Consider the following 16,874-nt stretch of genomic DNA (forward strand, 5'->3'; position numbering starts at 1 on the left):
GATGCGCGTGCCGCTGATCAGCGGGTCAGGAGGGCGAGGTCCGCGCGCGCCTCGGGCGCCTCGCTCGCGATGTGCGCGTCCTCCTGCGCGGCCCACATGTCCCAGTAGGGCGCGAAGCCGTCGCCGTCGCGCGCGAGAGCGCGCTCGCGACGCAGCGCGGCCTCGGCATCGAGCCAGACGCTCGCATCCGCGACCTCTGCGGAGGCGGGTGTGAGCGCGCCGCATCCCTCCACGACGAGGGGCCGATCCGGATCGACACGGACCTCGGCGCCCGCGAACGTGCCGAGGGTCCAGTCGAAGCGCCGGTACCGTCCGACGGAGCCGGCGGCGTGCGGAGCCAGCACGAGGGCGCACGCGAGCGCCGCGCCCTCCCGCAACCCGCCCCATCCGGGGTAGAGCTCGTCGAGCGAGACGAGCTGCGCTCCCGGCCACGCCTCCACGACGAGCCGCGCGAGCGTCGTCTTCCCGGCGCCGCTGCGGCCGTCGACGACGACCCTCCGCGCCGCCCTCGCGTCGACGAGCGCGCGCACCCGGTGCGCCGCCTCCGAGATCGCGACCTCGGCGCGCTCGCTACTTCTTGAGGGCACGGATGAGCTTGGCGAGCACGCGGCCGGCGACCCACACGAGCGGGATCGCGACCGCGAGCGTCGCGATGAGGTTCGGCTCGAAGCGCAGCTCGCCGTCGCGTCGCACGTACGCGCCCACGGGCGCCGAGAAGCCGCCGCCTCCGCCTCCGCCGTTGCCGGCCTCGTCGGAGCCGCCGCCGAAGCCGGTCCACGTCGCCGCGACGGGGACGAAGCGCTCGCCGTCGAGCTCCTGGGGCTCGCCGTAGGCGGCGGTGACGCCGAGGTTCGCGGAGATCTTGCCGATTTCGAGGGCGATGTTGGGCATGTCCCCCACGCTACCGGGGCGAGCCGCGCCTGTCAGTCGGAATCCTCTGGCGGGCGCGGCGTGCGCGGCACCTCCGGATGCCGCTCCGCACGCCCGAGGAAGGCCGCGCGGGTCACAGCGCCGTCGCCGAAACGGCTCACGGCGTCGTCGAGCGTGCCCTCCACGCGCTTCCAGTCGGCGTCCTCATCCCACAGGGCGAGGGCCGACGAGCCCGCCTCGCGGAGGCGCTCGGCGCGGACGCCGATGAGACGCACGGCCTGGCGCAGCTCGACCGACCCGAGCAGCTCGCGCGCGACCTCGCCGATCCGCTGGCCGAGCGCGGTCGGCTCGGCCAGCGCCTGGGAGCGCGTGATCGTCGCGAAGTCGGCGAAGCGCACCTTGATCGCGACGCCGCCCGCCTCCACGCCGCCACGGCGCAGCCGCACGGCGACCCGATCGGCGAGGCGCAGCAGCTCGGCTCGGAGCAGCTCGACGTCGGAGACGTCGGTGTGGAACGTCTCCTCATGCGAGATGCTCTTCTCGACGCGCGTCGTCTCGACCTCTCGTGCGTCCTCGCCGCGTGCGAGCGCGTGCAGCCTGTGGGCGGACGCCTGCCCGAGGGCGCGCGCGAGGACGGGCAGCGGCGTGTCGCGCAGATCGGCGATCGTCCGGATGCCGCGCCCTTCCAGCATCTCGGCCGCCTTCGGCCCCACGCCCCACATCGCGCGCACGGGCCGCGCCCCGAGGAACTCGAGGGTCCGGTGCCCGGGGACGACGAGCATCCCGTCGGGCTTCGAGATCGTCGATGCCATCTTCGCGACGTGCTTGGTCGCGGCGACGCCGACGCTGCACGTGATGCCCGCCTCGTCCTTGACGCGCGCGCGGATGAGCTGCGCGATGCGCCCCGGGCTCCCCCAGAGCCGGCGGGCGCCGCGCACGTCGAGGAACGCCTCGTCGATCGAGAGCTGCTCCACGAGCGGCGTGAAGCTGCGGAAGATCTCCATCACCTGGGCCGAGACGGCCCGATAGCGGTCGAAATGGGGTGGCACGATGAGCGCGTGCGGGCACAGGCGGATGGCCTGGCTCACGGGCATCGCGGACCTCACCCCGTAGCGGCGCGCCTCGTACGACGCGCTCGAGACGACCGAGCGGCCATCCGGAGCGCCGATGATGATCGGCTTGCCCGCCAGGGTCCGGTCGTCGAGCACCTCGACCGCCGCGTAGAACGCGTCCATGTCGACGTGCAGGATCCCGGTGCCGCTGTCGTCTGCCCCGTCGGCCGACACGAGCCTGCCCGTGCCGTCTGCCCGCCCCATGCGTCCATCCTCCCCGTCACCGCCGACATCCGCCCCGGACGGAGCGAGGGCGGAGGCTCGCGCCTCCGCCCTCGCTCACCGGGATCCGGTCGTCACTCGTCGTCTTCCTCGAGCTCGGCCTGCACCTCGGGCGTCAGGTCCATGTTCGTGAAGACGTTCTGCACGTCGTCGCTGTCCTCGAGCGCGTCGATGAGGCGGAACACCTTGCGCGCGGTCTCCGCGTCGACCTCGACCTTGAGGTTCGGCACGAACTCGGCATCGGCCGACTCGTACTCGATGCCCGCCTCCTGCAGCGCGGTGCGGACGGCGACCATGTCGCTCGCCTCGGTGATGATCTCGAATCCGGCGGGGTGCGGCTCGATCTCCTGCGCGCCGGCCTCGAGCGCGGCCAGCATGACGTCGTCCTCGCTGACGCCCTCCGAGGAGGCGACGATGACGCCCTTGCGCTCGAAGTTGTACGCGACGCTGCCGGGGTCGGCCATGTTGCCGCCGTTGCGCGTCATCGCCGTGCGCACCTCGGCGGCCGCGCGGTTCTTGTTGTCGGTGAGGCACTCGATGAGCATCGCGATGCCGCCGGGCGCGTAGCCCTCGTACATGATCGACGTGTACTCGACCGCCTCGCCGCCGATGCCGGCGCCGCGCTTGATCGCGCGGTCGATGTTGTCCTTCGGGACCGACGTCTTCTTCGCCTTGAGGACGGCGTCGAAGAGGGTCGGGTTGCCCTGCAGGTCGGGGCCGCCGAGCTTGGCCGCGACCTCGATGTTCTTGATCAGCTTGGCCCACGACTTGGCACGCTTGGCGTCGATGACCGCCTTCTTGTGCTTGGTCGTGGCCCACTTGGAATGCCCGGACATAGATCTCCCGCTCGTCTGACTGCGCGACTGCGCGCTGCGCGCGCCGTCCAGGACGATTCTATTCGCTCGCGCCGAACTGCTCGTGCGGGCGGCGCACGGCGCTCACTCGTGGATGTAGACGGGAGTCCCCGCGGGCAGCTCGGCCAGGCGCGCGATCGCCTCGCCGCCCAGGCGGATGCATCCGTTCGAGATGGGCCCCGACCGCGCGTCGTGGTAGTGGAACGCGGTCACGGCGACGCTCTGCCCGTCGAACCCGTCGAGCGTCGGCGACTGCGCCGACAGGTAGACGATCGGCAGCCCCGCCGTGTACGCCAGCTCCGGCACGGCCCGCGTGAGCATGATGAAGGAGCGCCCGAGAGGCGTGGGCGTCGCCGTCGTCCCCGACGCGAAGTCCGTCGCGACGCGCTCGGCCCCATCCGGCGTGACGATGTCGATCGTGCGGTCGCCGAGGTCGACCTCGACGCGCGCGGCGTTCGCGCTCAGCTCGACGTCGGCCATCCGCAGCCATCCCGCGACCTGGCGCGCGTCGCCCTGCGACGGCGTGCTCTGACGCCCGACGAGGAGCACCTTGACCCAGTGCTCCTCTCGCTCGACGACCGGGACGACCGTGCCTTCGAAGGGCAGCTCGCGCGCGAGCGCCGCGACCGGCTCGCCCTCGGGGTCCGCGAAGACCGGGGCGCCCTCGCCGAGCGGACGAGCGGACAGCGACGCGGTCTCGCCGTCGGGGTCGTCGTCCAGCGGGAGCTCGGGGATCACCGCGAAGACGTCGAGCGCCGGCAGCGCCCCGAGGTCGTACTCCTCGGTGTTCGCCGGATGCCCCGTGGGCGTCGGAGTCGGAGTCGGCGTGGGCGTGGGCGTCGTCGAGACCGACGCGGATGGCGTCGGCTGGGCGGCCGGCTCGGCCTGCGGCTGCAGGACGGACCAGAGGAACACCGCCACGAGGCCCAGCACCACGAGCCCGATCGCGCTCCACGCGATCGCGACCCCGCGTCGACGCCCGTCCACGGCTTCCCCCCTCGTCCGCGTCCATTCCACCACGCCGATCGGACGCGCGGGCGGCGATGAGATGATCTCAGGATGAAGATCCTCTCGATCCAGTCGGCCGTCGCGTACGGGCACGCCGGCAACTCCGCCGCCGTCTTCCCCATGCAGCGCATCGGCGTCGAGGTGCTCCCCGTCTACACGGTCAACTTCTCCAACCACACCGGCTACGGCGCGTGGCGGGGCCCGCTCATCCCGCCGGCCGACGTGGCCGAGGTCATCCGCGGCGTCGAGGAGCGCGGCGCCTTCGCGTCGCTGGACGCGGTGCTCTCGGGATACCAGGGCAGCGAGGGCATCGCCGATGTGATCGTCGACGCCGTGGCACGCGTCAAGGAGGCCAATCCCGCCGCCGTCTACGCGTGCGACCCCGTCATGGGCAACGCGAAGTCGGGCTGCTTCGTCGCCCCGGCGATCCCCGACCTCCTGCGCGAGAAGGTCGTGCCCGTCGCCGACATCATCACGCCCAATCAGTTCGAGCTGGGCTTCCTGACCGGCACGGCGCCCGACACGCTCGAGTCCACGGTCGCAGCGGCCGACGCCGCGCGCGACATGGGCCCCCGCACGGTGCTCGTCACCTCGGTCGAGCGCCCCGACCGGCCCGAGGGCACGATCGAGATGATGGTGGTCGACGACGACGGCGCGTGGGTCGTGCAGACGCCGCACCTCCCCATGAAGGCGAACGGCTCCGGCGACGTGACGGCCGCCCTCTTCACCTCGCACTATCTCGCGACGCGGTCCGCGCCCGATGCGCTCGCGCGCACCGCGTCGAGCGTCTTCGGCCTTCTCGAGCAGACGCTCGCCGTGGGCGACCGCGAGCTCCAGCTCGTGCAGGCGCAGGAGCACTTCGCGCATCCGCGACTCGAGTTCGCCGTTCGCCAGGTGCGCTGACGCCGCAGCGGCAGGGCCCGCCGCGCGGACCCTGCCGCGCTCAGGCCGCGCGCTGCACGCGAGCGAGGAAGCGGCGGTGCAGCCGCTCCTCCCCCGAGACCTCCGGGTGGAAGGAGATGCCGAGGAGGCCATCCTGCTCCACCGCGACCACGCGGCCGTCCGGGAGCGCAGCGATCGCCTCGGCGCGCGCGCCGACCTGCTCGACCACCGGCGCGCGGATGAACGTCGCGTGCACGGGAGGGGCGCCGAGGACCGGCATCGACAGCTCCGTCTCGAACGACTCGACCTGTCCGCCGAACGCGTTCCTGCGCACGGTGACGTCGAGCCCGCCGAACGTCTGCTGACCCTCGATGCCGTCGCTGATCCGGTCGGCGAGCAGGATGAGCCCCGCGCACGTCCCGAATGCGGGCATCCCCGCGCGGATGGCCGCCACGAGCGGCTCGCGGACGTCGAAGGCGCGCGCGAGCTTGTCGATCACGCTCGACTCGCCACCGGGGAGGACGATGCCGTCGATCTCGTCGAGCTGCTCGGGCCGACGCACGCGCACGACGTGCGCGCCGAGGTGCTCGAGCACGGCGACGTGCTCGCGCACATCCCCCTGCAGCGCGAGCACGCCGACGCGCGGTGCGGTGGGCACGGCTACCAGCCGCGCTCGGCGAGGCGATGCGGCGCCGGCAGGTCGGAGACGTTGATGCCGACCATGGCCTCGCCGAGGCCGCGCGACGCCTCGGCGACCACCTTGGGGTCGTCGTAGAACGTCGTGGCCTTGACGATCGCCGCCGCGCGCTTGGCCGGCTCGCCCGACTTGAAGATGCCGGAGCCGACGAAGACGCCGTCCGCGCCGAGCTGCATCATGAGGGCCGCGTCGGCGGGGGTCGCCACACCGCCGGCCGTGAAGAGCACGACCGGCAGCTTGCCCGTCTCCGCGATCTCCGCGACGAGCTCGTAGGGCGCCTGCAGCTCCTTGGCCGCGACGTAGAGCTCGTCCTTGGTCTTCGAGCGGAGCACGTTGATGTCGCTCGTGATCCGGCGGATGTGCTTGGTCGCCTCGGAGACGTCGCCCGTGCCGGCCTCGCCCTTCGAGCGGATCATCGCCGCGCCCTCGGTGATGCGGCGCAGTGCCTCGCCGAGGTTCGTCGCGCCGCACACGAACGGCACGGTGAATCCCCACTTGTCGATGTGGTTGACGTAGTCGGCCGGCGAGAGCACCTCGGACTCGTCGATGTAGTCGACGCCGAGCTCCTGCAGCACCTGCGCCTCGACGAAGTGCCCGATGCGCGCCTTGGCCATCACCGGGATCGAGACGGACGCGATGATCTCGTCGATGAGGTCGGGGTCGCTCATGCGGGCGACGCCGCCCTGCGCGCGGATGTCTGCGGGCACGCGCTCGAGCGCCATGACGGCGACCGCTCCCGCGTCCTCGGCGATGCGCGCCTGCTCGGCCGTCACGACGTCCATGATGACGCCGCCCTTGAGCATCTCGGCGAGTCCGCGCTTGACGCGCCCGGTTCCAGTGGTGGCAGTGGCCACGGTGCTTCCTTTCACGTCGTCGCCGTCCGGCGACGGTCGGGTACATTCGGGCTTTTGACCTAGGTCAAACCGTAGCATGGTGCGGGCCGTAGACTCGGCGGAATGGAACAGGGCGTCATCGAGATCACGGGCCGGTCCGCGTCGGACATCGCCGACAGCGTGCGCGCCCTCCTCGAACGCGGCCGGCTCCGGCCCGGCGACGCGCTTCCCCCGGTCCGCTCGCTCGCCGAGCATCTCGGCGTGAACCGCAACACCGCCGTCGCCGCGTACCGCCAGCTCGCCCAGGCGGGGATCGTCCTCACGCAGGGGCGGGCGGGCACGCGGATCGCCGACCGCTCCCCCGTCGCTCAGGAGGGCTATGCGACCGACAGCGTGCTGCGCGACGTCGGGACGGGCAATCCCGATCCCGCTCTGATCCCCGACATGTCGCACGCGCTCGCCTCGCTCGCCGGCCGCCCGGTGCTCTACGGAGAGCCCGTCATCGACCGAGAGCTCGAGGAGCGCGCCCGCGCGTGGATGAGCCAGGACCTCGCACCGGCAGGCCCTCCGCGTCTCACGATCACGAGCGGCGCCGTCGACGCGGTCGAGCGCCTCCTCGCACAGGCCCTCATGCGCGACGACGCGGTCGCCCTCGAGGACCCGTGCTTCCTCGCGAGCATCCAGACCGTCCGACTCGGCGGCTACCGCGCGGTGCCCGTGCCGGTCGACGCCGAGGGGATGACGGTCGACGGACTGCGTCACGCGCTCGAGCAGGGGGTGCGTGCGATCGTCTGCACCCCGCGCGCGCAGAACCCGACCGGTGCCGGACTGTCACCCGCGCGCGCAGCAGACCTCCGCGCCGTGCTGTCCGACCATCCGTACGTCCTCGTGATCGAGGACGACCACTTCTCTCTCCTGTCGCGCAGGCCGTACCACTCGATCATCGGCCCCGCGCACCGGCGCTGGGCGCTCGTGCGCTCGGTCTCCAAGTTCCTCGGGCCCGACATGTGCCTCGCGGTGACCGCGTCCGACCCCGAGACGGCGGACCGTCTCGCGCTGCGGCTGAGCCCCGGGACGACGTGGGTCAGCCATCTCCTGCAGCGGCTGACCGTCGCGCTCCTCACCGACCCGGTCGCGCTCGCGACCATCGAGCGCGCCGGCGCGCACTACGCCGAGCGGAACGCGGCGTTCGCGCGGCGCCTGTCGCGCCACGGCATCGAGGTCGACCCCGGTGATGGGCTGAGCCTCTGGGTGCCGCTCCCCGCGCCGGCCCGCGCCGTCTCCGAGCAGCTCATGCGCCGCGGCTGGCTGGCGCGGACGGGTGACGACTTCGTGCTCGACGACGCCGCGACGCCGTCACACCACCTTCGTCTGACGGTGCACGGCCTCGCCGACGACGATGCCGAGGCGCTCGCCCGAGACCTTGCCGCCGCGTGCCGGGCGGCGCGCTGACCGGGCGCTTGCGTTTCGACTCGCTCCGCTCGCTCAACGACCGAGGGCGGCTCGCTGCGCTCGCTGAGTCTCGTTTCGACTCCTCGCTGGCGCTCGTCGCTCAGCGACCGGGGGTGGCGCGCTGAGTCGCGTTTCGACTCCTCGCTGGCGCTCGTCGCTCAACGACCGGGGGCGGCTCGCTGCGCTCGCTGAGTCGCGTTTCGACTCGCTCCGCTCGCTCAACGACCGGGGGCGGCTCGCTGCGCTCGCTGAGTCGCGTTTCGACTCGCTCCGCTCGCTCAACGACCGGGGGCGGCTCGCTGCGCTCGCTGAGTCTCGTTTCGACTCCTCGCTGGCGCTCGTCGCTCAACGACCGGGGCGGCTCGCTGCGCTCGCTGAGTCTCAGTGGTACTCGGGCCAGGCGCCGGCGATGGCCGAGCGGACCTCGCCGAGGAGCTGCGGGAGCGCCTTCGTCTTCGCGATGATCGGGAAGAAGTTCGCGTCGCTGGCCCAGCGTGGCACCACGTGCTGGTGGAGGTGCTCCTCGACGCCCGCGCCCGCGACGTGGCCCTGGTTCATCCCGATGTTGAACCCGTCGCACCGGGACACGGAGCGGAGCACGCGCATCGCCGTCTGCGTGAGATAGGCGATCTCGGCCGTCTCGTGCGGGTCCGCCTCGTCGTACAGGCCGATGTGGCGATACGGGCACACGAGCAGGTGCCCCGAGTTGTACGGGAAGAGGTTGAGCAGCACGAAGGCGTGTTCTCCCCTGTGCACGATGAGGGCGTCCTCGTCGCTCTTGCCCGGCGCCGCGCAGAACGGGCAGCCCGTGCCGCGGTTCGCGTCCGCGCCCGCGTTGATGTACGCCATCCGGTGCGGCGTCCAGAGTCGCTGGAACGCATCGGCCGACGACGGGAAGTCAGACGACGGCTCGAGGCGCGCGAACTCCTCGCGCGCCTCGTGCTCCTCGGTCATGTCAGAGGTCCTCGTCCGTCAGGATGAGCTTCTTCTCGGCGATCGCGCCCGTGACGAGGCGCACCGCCTCGTCGATCGGGACGCCGTTGCGCTGCGATCCGTCGCGGAAGCGGAACGACACCGTGCCGGCCGAGCGGTCCTGCTCCCCCGCGATGAGGATGAGCGGAACCTTGCCGGTCGAGTGCGTCCGGATCTTCTTCTGCATGCGGTCGTCGGACCGATCGACCTCCACGCGCACGCCCTCGACCCGCAGGCGCTGGGCGACGTCCTCGAGGTAGGGCGCGAACTCATCGGCCACGGGCACGGCCACGACCTGCTGCGGCGCGAGCCAGACCGGGAAGTCGCCCGCGTAGTGCTCGAGGAGGATCGCGAAGAAGCGCTCGATCGAGCCGAACAGGGCTCGGTGGATCATGATCGGCCGCTGCTTCGACCCATCCGCCGCGGTGTACTCGAGGTCGAAGCGCTCCGGGAGGTTCGGGTCGACCTGGACGGTCGACAGCTGCCACACACGGCCGATCGCGTCGCGCGTCTTGAGGTCGATCTTGGGACCGTAGAACGCGGCCTCTCCGGGGACCTCGGTGAGCTTGAGCCCGCTCGCGACCGCGACATTGCGCAGGGCGTTCGTCGAGTACTCCCAGAACTCGTCCGAGCCGATCCACTTGGCCTTCTCGTCATCGCGCATCGACAGCTCGAGCTCGAAGTCGTCGAGGCCGAAGTCGCGCAGCATCGAGATGATGAACTCGAGCACCTTCGTCACCTCGGCCTCGAGCTGCTCGGGCGTCACGAAGAGGTGGGAGTCGTCCTGCGTGAAGCCGCGCACGCGCGTGAGGCCGTGCAGCGCGCCGGACAGCTCGTTGCGGTAGACCGTCCCGTTCTCCGCGAACCGCAGCGGGAGGTCGCGGTAGCTGCGCGCGCGCTCCTTGTAGATGAGGATGTGCATCGGGCAGTTCATGGGCTTCAGGTAGTAGTCCTGGCCCTGCTTCGTGATGTTGCCGTCCTCGTCGCGCTCCTCGTCCATGACGATCGGCGGGAACATCCCGTCCTTGTACGTGACGAGGTGGTTCGAGGTGAGGAACAGGTCCTCCTTCGAGATGTGCGGCGTGTAGACGTAGGTGTAGCCGCCCTCGATGTGACGTCGACGCGCGTGCTGCTCCATCTCGCCGCGCACGATCCCTCCGCGCGGGTGCCAGACCGACAGGCCCGACCCGATCTCGTCGGGGAACGAGAAGAGGTCGAGCTCCTTGCCGAGCTTGCGGTGGTCGCGACGCGCTGCCTCCGCGAGGCGGTCCTGATAGGCCTTCAGGTCATCCTTGGTGGGCCACGCCGTGCCGTAGATGCGCTGGAGCTGCGGGTTCTTCTCGCTGCCGCGCCAGTACGCGCCGGCGACCCGCACGATGTCCCAGCCGTTGCCGAGCAGGCGCGTGGAGGGCACGTGAGGGCCGCGGCAGAGGTCCTTCCACTGCGTCTCGCCGCTCTTCGCATCGACGTTGTCGTAGATGGTCAGCTCGCCGGCGCCGACCTCGACGCTCGCCCCCTCCGCGGCCTCCTTCTTGCCGCCCTTGAGCCCGATGAGCTCGAGCTTGAACGGCTCGTCGGCGAGCTCGGCCTGCGCCTCCTCGTCCGTGACGACCCGGCGGACGAACCGCTGGCCCTCCTTGACGATGCGCTGCATCTCCTTCTTGATCGCCTTGAGGTCGTCGGGCGTGAACGGCTCGTCGACGCCGAAGTCGTAGTAGAAGCCGTCGGCGATGAACGGTCCGATGCCGAGCTTCGCGGCGGGGTTGATCTTCTGCACCGCCTGCGCGAGCACGTGCGCGGTGGAGTGGCGCAGGATGTTCAGCCCGTCGGGGCTGTCGATCGTCACCGGCTCCGTCGTCTGCGTCTCCGCGACCTCGGCTGCGAGGTCCTTCAGCTCACCGTCGACGCGCATGGCGACGACGTTCTTCTCGGGGTACAGGTCGAATCCGGTGGTCACTCGACCATCCTAGTTGCGCCGCCTCTGTGGGCTCGCACCGCGCGCACCCGCGAGAACGACGAAACCCCCGCCGAAGCGGGGGTTCTCGGGTGGGCGATACTGGGATCGAACCAGTGACCTCTTCCGTGTCAGGGAAGCGCGCTACCGCTGCGCCAATCGCCCAAAGGAACAGGGCCCCACGAGGGGGCCCTGTGCGCGAGCGGATGACGAGACTCGAACTCGCGACCCTCACCTTGGCAAGGTGATGCGCTACCAACTGCGCTACATCCGCGTGCGCGATACTGGGATCGAACCAGTGACCTCTTCCGTGTCAGGGAAGCGCGCTACCGCTGCGCCAATCGCGCTCATCAAGAGCTATTCAGTTGTCGAGCGAGGTGGCGACGGGATTCGAACCCGTGTAAACGGCTTTGCAGGCCGGTGCCTCGCCTCTCGGCCACGCCACCGCGGGGATCGAACCCACGTGCCTGGATCCCTTTCGGAACCCCTGCACTCGAGCGGATGACGAGACTCGAACTCGCGACCCTCACCTTGGCAAGGTGATGCGCTACCAACTGCGCTACATCCGCATTTCGCCCCCGGAGTCTCGCTCCGGGCACTTGCACCACTTTAGCCCACGTTCCACGACCGGCCAAACCACGACCCGGATCCGGGCGTGTCACCGACCGTTCACGTGCGACACGCGAGACGGGCGACCGGGTTCGCCTGGGCCGAGCCGATCCGGTATGCTCGACACCTGTGCCGCTGAGGCACGACAACTCCACATGGGCGATTGGCGCAGTTGGTAGCGCGCTTCCTTCACACGGAAGAGGTCATCAGTTCGAGTCTGGTATCGCCCACCATGAGAAGCCCCCGGTCCCGCCGGGGGCTTCGTCGTTTTCCCCGCCCGTTCCCCGCCCGCGCGGCACGCGAGCAGGGCCGTGCGGTGACCGGCATCGCATGAGAGACCATTGCCCTCCCTCCGGAGCATGCTATATGTTGGCACTCCCAACCAATAGGAGGCCTCCCATGGACCGCATCGCCGAACCGCCGCCCACGATGACCGTGCTCGCCGCGCAGGACGAGGACGTGCGCAGTCTGCTCTCGGGCGGGTGGATCCGGTATCGGACCTCACCCGCCCTCCAGGACCTCTCGTGGAGAGCGCACGCGCTGTGCGCGCGGATCGGACGGATCTACCACGACGATCTCGACGAGGCTCGCCGTCTGTTCCGCGAGCTCGTGCCGGGCGCCGGAGACGGGATCGACTTCCGGCCGCCGCTGAGCATCGACTACGGCGAGCGGCTCGTGATCGGCGACCGCACGTTCATCAACGCGGACTTCCTCGTCGTCGGAGGCGGGCTCGTCACGATCGGCGAGGACACGCTGATCGGCCCCCGCTGCGCGATCTACACCCCCAACCACGCGGAGGACATCGCGAGCAGGGTCGAGGGGTGGGAGCTGCCAGAGCCCGTGACGATCGGCAGCAGGGTGTGGCTCGGAGGCTCCGTCACGATCACCCCTGGCGTCACGATCGGGGACGACGCCATCGTCGGGGCGGGATCGGTCGTCACCCGCGATATCCCCGCCGGCGTCCTCGCCGTCGGGAATCCGTGTCGCCCGGTTCGCGAGATCACGACCGCCCGGAGTGCGCCCGGCTCAGCTCAGGAGACGGCCGATGCGCTGTCATGACTGCGACGCCGTCGGCGTCGAGAGGGTGGCACTCGCGGTCTGCACCGAATGCGGCGCGGGCCTGTGCTCGGCCCACGCGCACGAGCTCACCACCGAGGTGCAGGCCCTGACCCTGGGGAACCCGACGGTGCGCACGGTGCGCCGGCTCCGGTGCGGCGCGTGCGCCTACTCCCCCGTGCGCCAGCCGTAGCGGCGCACGAGCTCCTGAGCGACGCGCTCGAACCGTCGACGGTCGAGCTCCGCCGCCTCGCGCCGCATCCCGTCGACGTGGACGCTGTAGAGCTGATCGAGATCGACCCACGACTCGCGGCCCTGGGCATCCCACTCCCCCGAGCCGATCGAGACGTACTCGCGGTCGCCGTCGTGCGACTTGCTCGTGAGCTTCACGGCGTACGAGCGATCGGACGTGTGCCGGCCGAGGACGAGGACGGGCCGGTCCTTGCCTCTCCCGTCGTTCTCGGCGTACGGCACCCAGGTCCAGATGATCTCGCCGCCGTCGGGCGCGCCGTCGCGATCGGGAGCGTAGCTGAGGACGAGGTCTCGGACGTCGCTCGGATCCACCTCGACCGTCTGCACGCCGGAGCGCGCGTCGGCCGCCTGCGGCGGGACCTCGCGCGCCGCCTCGCGCGCGGGACGCGGCGCGCGAGGGGCCGAGGGGCGGTCATCGTCGCGCTTCCGCGCGGACCCTGCCTTCCGCTGAGGCTTCGTCGCCTGCGCGAGGACGTCGAGCGCGATGCCGGCCAGCATGCCGAGGAATCCCTGTCTTGCCACGCCGTCACCCTACCGGTGCCGACGCGCACGAGGACGCCCCGACCATTCGGCCGGGGCGTCCTGGAGAGGAGATGGGATCAGCGCACGTCGAGGACGTACCCCTCCTCGCCGTGCAGAACGGTGTCGATGCCGGCGACCTCGTCCTCGTTCTTCACGCGGAAGCCGATCGTCTTCTCGATCGCGAAGCCGATGATGTAGGCGAGCACGAAGGAGTAGATGAGGACGGCGACCGCCGCGATCACCTGGACGAGCAGCTGCGCGCCGTTGCCGCCCATGAACAGGCCGGTCTCGTTCGCGAAGAAGCCGAGGTAGATGGTTCCGATGAGGCCGCCCACGAGGTGGATGCCCACGACGTCGAGCGAGTCGTCGAAGCCCCAGCGGTACTTCAGCTCGATCGCGAGCGCGCACACCGCGCCCGAGATGAGGCCGAGCAGGATGGCCCAGATCGGGTGGACCGACGCGCAGGCCGGCGTGATCGCGACGAGGCCCGCGACGGCGCCCGAGGCAGCGCCGACCGAGGTCGCCTTGCCCTCCTTGATCTTCTCGACGACGAGCCAGGCCAGGAGCGCGGCGGCGGGTGCGGCGATCGTGTTGACGAAGGCGAGGGCGGCGGTGCCGTCCGCGGCGAGCTCGGAGCCGGCGTTGAAGCCGAACCAGCCGAACCACAGCAGCCCGGCGCCGAGCAGCACGAACGGCGGGTTGTGCGGAACGTGCGCGCCCTTCTGGAAGCCGACGCGCTTGCCGAGCACGAGCGAGAGCGCGAGGGCCGCGGCGCCCGCGTTGATGTGCACGGCGGTGCCGCCCGCGAAGTCGATCGCGCCGACGCCGAACACCTCCTGCATGCCGTAGGTGATCCATCCGCCGTATGCGAACGAGCCGTCGTCGGCGAGACCGAAGTTGAAGACCCAGCTCGCGACCGGGAAGTAGACGACGGTGGCCCAGATGCCCGCGAACGTCATCCACGCGCCGAACTTCGCGCGGTCGGCGATCGCGCCGGACACGAGGGCGACCGTGAGGATCGCGAACGTCGCCTGGAACGCGACGAACGCGAGCGGCGGGTACGCCGCGTCCTCGGGCGTCTCGAGCAGGCTGTCGAGGCCGAGCGCCGTCCAGTCGATCGACCACGGTGCGACGAGGCCCTCGGCGCCGGGGAACGCCACGGCATAGCCGTAGAGCACCCAGAGGACCCCGATGAGGCCCATCGCCCCGATGCTCAGCATCATCATGCTGATGACGCTCTTGGCCTTCACGAGTCCGCCGTAGAAGAACGCCAGCCCGGGCGTCATCAGCAGGACGAACGCCGCGGCGATCAGCATGAACGCTGTGTTGCCTTGATCCATGTGCTTCTCCAGATCGAGTGTGGGGACCCCGGCGAGCCGTCGGGTCGAGAGGTTCGCTCGACCGGGTGGACTCAGTGTCCCGACAGCGCGTTACCCGTCTGGTGCGGCTGGTGTTTCCGATGTGTTACGAGGATCGGCGTTCCGTAAACATCGTGTTTCGCCGCCCTGGGGAGGACCTCGGGCGGCAGCGCGTCACGCGTGCGTCGACGCGACGAGACGCGAGATCGCGCGGAGGTACTTCTTGCGGTAGCCCCCCGCGAGCATGTCGGCGCCGAACACGTCCTCGAGCGGTGCGCCCGTGGCGCGGATCGGCAGCTCGGCGTCGTAGACGCGGTCGACGAACGCGACGAAGCGCAGCGCCTCCGACTGGTCGGTGAGCTGGCGCACGTCGCGCAGGCCCACGGCGCTGAGGCCGTCGATGAGGCGGATGTAGCGCGACGGGTGGACGCGGGCGAGGTGCGAGATGAGCGCATCGAAGCCGTCGTCGGAGGCCGAGCCGCCCGCGCCCGCGAGCGCCGCGTCGTACTCCGCGTCGTCGAGGACGACGGCGTGCCCGTCGAGGGATCGCTGGCGGAAGTCGACGCCGTCGATCCTCAGGGTGCGGAAGCTGTCGGACATCGCGTGGATCTCGCGGAGGAAGTCCTGCGCGGCGAAGCGCCCCTCGCCGAGCGCGTTCGGCGGGGTGTTGCTCGTCGCCGCCAGACGCGTCCCCGACGCCACGAGCTCGCCGAGGAGCCGCGTCATCACCATCGTGTCGCCCGGGTCGTCGAGCTCGAACTCGTCGATGCACAGCAGCGCCGATCCGCGCAGCAGCTCGACCGTGTTCTTGTAGCCCAGCGCGCCGACGAGGGCGGTGTACTCGATGAACGAGCCGAAGTGCTTCCGCCGGGCGGGGACCGCGTGGTAGATCGCCGCGAGCAGGTGCGTCTTGCCGACGCCGAACCCGCCGTCGAGGTACACGCCGGGCTTGGTCTCCGGGAGCTTGGGCCTGCGCGAGAAGAGCCCGCCGCGCCGCGCGGGCTGGGCCCCCGTCGCGAACCGCTCGAGCTCCTCCTTCGCCTCCTGCTGCGAGGGATAGTCGGGGTCGACGCGGTACGACGCGAATGTCGCGTCGTCGAACTGCCGCGGCGGCACGAGGCTGGCGAGCATCTCCTCGCCGGACAGCTGCGGATGGCGGTCGGCGAGGTGGACGATCTCGGTCGCGGTGGAGGTCATGGGTCCTCAGATGTCTGTCGGTTACGCGCCCCGGCCGACAGGCCGAGCCGCACCGTGCTCGCGGGCCGTAGGCTCGAAGACGGGTCCCCACAACGATAACGAGGAGCAGCCATGGCCGTCGCACCGGATGAGTCGCAGGAGAAGTTCGCCGCGTACGCCGAGCCGTGGCGGCTGGTCTCGACGCAATGGCTCGAACAGCACCGCGGCGAGCCGGGTCTCGTGGTCGTCGAGTCGGACGAGGACGTCCTCCTCTACGAGACCGGCCACATCCCGGGCGCCGTCAAGATCGACTGGCACACGGAGCTGAACGACCCGGTCGTGCGCGACTACCTCGACGGCGCGGGCTTCGCCGAGCTCCTCGGCCGCAAGGGCATCTCCCGCGACGACACGGTGGTGATCTACGGCGACAAGAGCAACTGGTGGGCCGCCTACGCCCTCTGGGTGTTCTCGCTCTTCGGGCACGAGGACGTCCGCCTCCTCGACGGAGGGCGCGATCGCTGGATCGCCGAGGGCCGTGAGCTCACGACGGAGCGCACGGTGCGCGCGGCCGTCGAGTACCCCGTCGTCGAGCGCGACGACGCCACCCTGCGCGCGTTCAAGGACGACGTCCTCGCGCATCTCGGCGCGGGTCCGCTCGTCGACGTGCGGTCCCCCGAGGAGTACACCGGCGAGCGCACGACCGCTCCCGCGTACCCCGAGGAGGGAGCGCTCCGCGCCGGCCACATCCCCACGGCCCGCAGCGTGCCGTGGGGGCGCGCCGTCGCGGAGGACGGCGGCTTCCGCCCGCGCGCCGAGCTCGAGGCGATCTACCGCGACGAGATCGGCCTGCAGGACGACGACGACATCGTCGCGTACTGCCGCATCGGCGAGCGCTCGAGCCACACGTGGTTCGTCCTCAAGCACCTCCTCGGCTTCCCGAAGGTCCGCAACTACGACGGATCCTGGACCGAGTGGGGCAGCGCCGTCCGGGTGCCGATCGCGACCGGCGGCGAGCCAGGGGCGCTCCCCGCGCAGTAGTCTGGGG

At 70.9% G+C, this 16,874-nt stretch carries 17 protein-coding genes and 6 tRNA genes; 6 read left to right on the forward strand and 17 right to left on the reverse strand.

The genetic code is table 11. The features are described 5' to 3' along the window. Positions 1–17: 17 nt before the first annotated feature. From M1D46_RS11915 to M1D46_RS11935, 5 genes are all read right to left on the reverse strand, one after another. On the reverse strand, positions 18–587 hold the full coding sequence (locus M1D46_RS11915; protein ID WP_456285640.1) for a hypothetical protein: 570 nt from the start codon (positions 585–587) through the stop codon (positions 18–20). Then, complete coding sequence (locus tag M1D46_RS11920) at positions 571–891, reverse strand: hypothetical protein (protein WP_456285641.1); 321 nt, start codon at positions 889–891, stop codon at positions 571–573. Before M1D46_RS11920 ends, M1D46_RS11915 begins: the two co-directional genes overlap by 17 nt. Before the next feature lie 32 nt (positions 892–923). After that, entirely contained in the window at positions 924–2,186 is a 1,263-nt protein-coding gene (dinB, locus tag M1D46_RS11925) for a DNA polymerase IV (RefSeq protein ID WP_456285642.1), read from the reverse strand. A 92-nt stretch (positions 2,187–2,278) separates the two neighbouring features. After that, positions 2,279–3,040 (reverse strand): YebC/PmpR family DNA-binding transcriptional regulator, encoded by a 762-nt coding sequence (locus M1D46_RS11930; protein ID WP_271172058.1) that lies wholly within the window; start codon positions 3,038–3,040, stop codon positions 2,279–2,281. 102 nt (positions 3,041–3,142) lie between these two features. Continuing rightward, entirely contained in the window at positions 3,143–4,045 is a 903-nt protein-coding gene (locus M1D46_RS11935) for a L,D-transpeptidase (protein WP_456285643.1), read from the reverse strand. Between the two features lie 72 nt (positions 4,046–4,117). Here M1D46_RS11935 and pdxY point away from each other — a divergent pair, with 72 nt between their 5' ends. Further along, positions 4,118–4,969 (forward strand): pyridoxal kinase PdxY, encoded by an 852-nt coding sequence (pdxY, locus tag M1D46_RS11940; RefSeq protein WP_456285644.1) that lies wholly within the window; start codon positions 4,118–4,120, stop codon positions 4,967–4,969. 40 nt (positions 4,970–5,009) lie between these two features. On the opposite strand, the gene pdxT is transcribed toward pdxY, so the two are convergent. Together pdxT and pdxS are read right to left on the reverse strand one after the other, a co-directional pair. Further along, on the reverse strand, positions 5,010–5,606 hold the full coding sequence (gene pdxT / locus M1D46_RS11945; protein WP_456285645.1) for a pyridoxal 5'-phosphate synthase glutaminase subunit PdxT: 597 nt from the start codon (positions 5,604–5,606) through the stop codon (positions 5,010–5,012). 2 nt (positions 5,607–5,608) lie between these two features. Then, a complete protein-coding gene (gene pdxS, locus M1D46_RS11950) occupies positions 5,609–6,499 on the reverse strand; it encodes a pyridoxal 5'-phosphate synthase lyase subunit PdxS (protein WP_271172062.1) in 891 nt (296 codons plus the stop codon). 102 nt (positions 6,500–6,601) lie between these two features. Here pdxS and M1D46_RS11955 point away from each other — a divergent pair, with 102 nt between their 5' ends. Further along, positions 6,602–7,930 (forward strand): aminotransferase class I/II-fold pyridoxal phosphate-dependent enzyme, encoded by a 1,329-nt coding sequence (locus tag M1D46_RS11955; protein ID WP_282977925.1) that lies wholly within the window; start codon positions 6,602–6,604, stop codon positions 7,928–7,930. 381 nt (positions 7,931–8,311) lie between these two features. Here the strand turns inward: M1D46_RS11955 and M1D46_RS11960 are convergent, their stop codons facing one another. The 7 genes from M1D46_RS11960 to M1D46_RS11990 form a co-directional block, all read right to left on the reverse strand. After that, positions 8,312–8,884: an HIT family protein gene (locus M1D46_RS11960; protein WP_271172064.1), complete on the reverse strand. Its 573-nt coding sequence runs from the start codon at positions 8,882–8,884 to the stop codon at positions 8,312–8,314. Between the two features lies 1 nt (position 8,885). Next, positions 8,886–10,814, reverse strand: a complete 1,929-nt coding sequence (gene thrS, locus M1D46_RS11965; protein WP_271172192.1) for a threonine--tRNA ligase — start codon at positions 10,812–10,814, stop codon at positions 8,886–8,888. 135 nt (positions 10,815–10,949) lie between these two features. After that, positions 10,950–11,021 (reverse strand) — tRNA-Val (locus M1D46_RS11970). A 36-nt stretch (positions 11,022–11,057) separates the two neighbouring features. Beyond that, positions 11,058–11,130, reverse strand: a tRNA-Gly gene (locus tag M1D46_RS11975). Between the two features lies 1 nt (position 11,131). After that, positions 11,132–11,203: transfer RNA gene (locus M1D46_RS11980), tRNA-Val, on the reverse strand. A gap of 28 nt (positions 11,204–11,231) precedes the next feature. Next, positions 11,232–11,302: transfer RNA gene (locus tag M1D46_RS11985), tRNA-Cys, on the reverse strand. A gap of 50 nt (positions 11,303–11,352) precedes the next feature. Continuing rightward, a tRNA-Gly gene (locus tag M1D46_RS11990) sits at positions 11,353–11,425 on the reverse strand. Positions 11,426–11,622: 197 nt separating this feature from the next. Between M1D46_RS11990 and M1D46_RS11995 the strand changes: the two genes are divergently transcribed. The 3 genes from M1D46_RS11995 (at position 11,623) to M1D46_RS12005 (ending at position 12,714) form a co-directional block, all read left to right on the forward strand. Then, positions 11,623–11,698: transfer RNA gene (locus tag M1D46_RS11995), tRNA-Val, on the forward strand. A gap of 166 nt (positions 11,699–11,864) precedes the next feature. Continuing rightward, a complete protein-coding gene (locus tag M1D46_RS12000) occupies positions 11,865–12,524 on the forward strand; it encodes a sugar O-acetyltransferase (protein ID WP_456285646.1) in 660 nt (219 codons plus the stop codon). Further along, the gene (locus M1D46_RS12005; RefSeq protein WP_419775752.1) at positions 12,511–12,714 is read left to right on the forward strand and encodes a DUF2180 family protein; all 204 of its coding nucleotides are present in this window, start codon (positions 12,511–12,513) and stop codon (positions 12,712–12,714) included. The genes M1D46_RS12000 and M1D46_RS12005 overlap by 14 nt, the downstream gene beginning before the upstream one ends. On the opposite strand, the gene M1D46_RS12010 is transcribed toward M1D46_RS12005, so the two are convergent. The 3 genes from M1D46_RS12010 to zapE all read right to left on the reverse strand — a co-directional run bounded on the left by M1D46_RS12010 (position 12,690) and on the right by zapE (position 15,850). Continuing rightward, positions 12,690–13,295 (reverse strand): type II toxin-antitoxin system PemK/MazF family toxin, encoded by a 606-nt coding sequence (locus tag M1D46_RS12010; protein WP_456285647.1) that lies wholly within the window; start codon positions 13,293–13,295, stop codon positions 12,690–12,692. The two genes, M1D46_RS12005 and M1D46_RS12010, sit on opposite strands and share 25 nt — an antisense overlap. A 77-nt stretch (positions 13,296–13,372) precedes the next feature. After that, entirely contained in the window at positions 13,373–14,635 is a 1,263-nt protein-coding gene (locus M1D46_RS12015; RefSeq protein ID WP_324014598.1) for an ammonium transporter, read from the reverse strand. Positions 14,636–14,827: 192 nt separating this feature from the next. After that, on the reverse strand, positions 14,828–15,850 hold the full coding sequence (gene zapE, locus M1D46_RS12020) for a cell division protein ZapE (protein WP_324014597.1): 1,023 nt from the start codon (positions 15,848–15,850) through the stop codon (positions 14,828–14,830). Positions 15,851–15,961: 111 nt separating this feature from the next. Between zapE and M1D46_RS12025 the strand changes: the two genes are divergently transcribed. Further along, on the forward strand, positions 15,962–16,867 hold the full coding sequence (locus M1D46_RS12025) for a sulfurtransferase (RefSeq protein ID WP_456285648.1): 906 nt from the start codon (positions 15,962–15,964) through the stop codon (positions 16,865–16,867). Positions 16,868–16,874 lie beyond the last annotated feature (7 nt).

This window comes from Microbacterium sp. JZ70 (assembly GCF_053903225.1).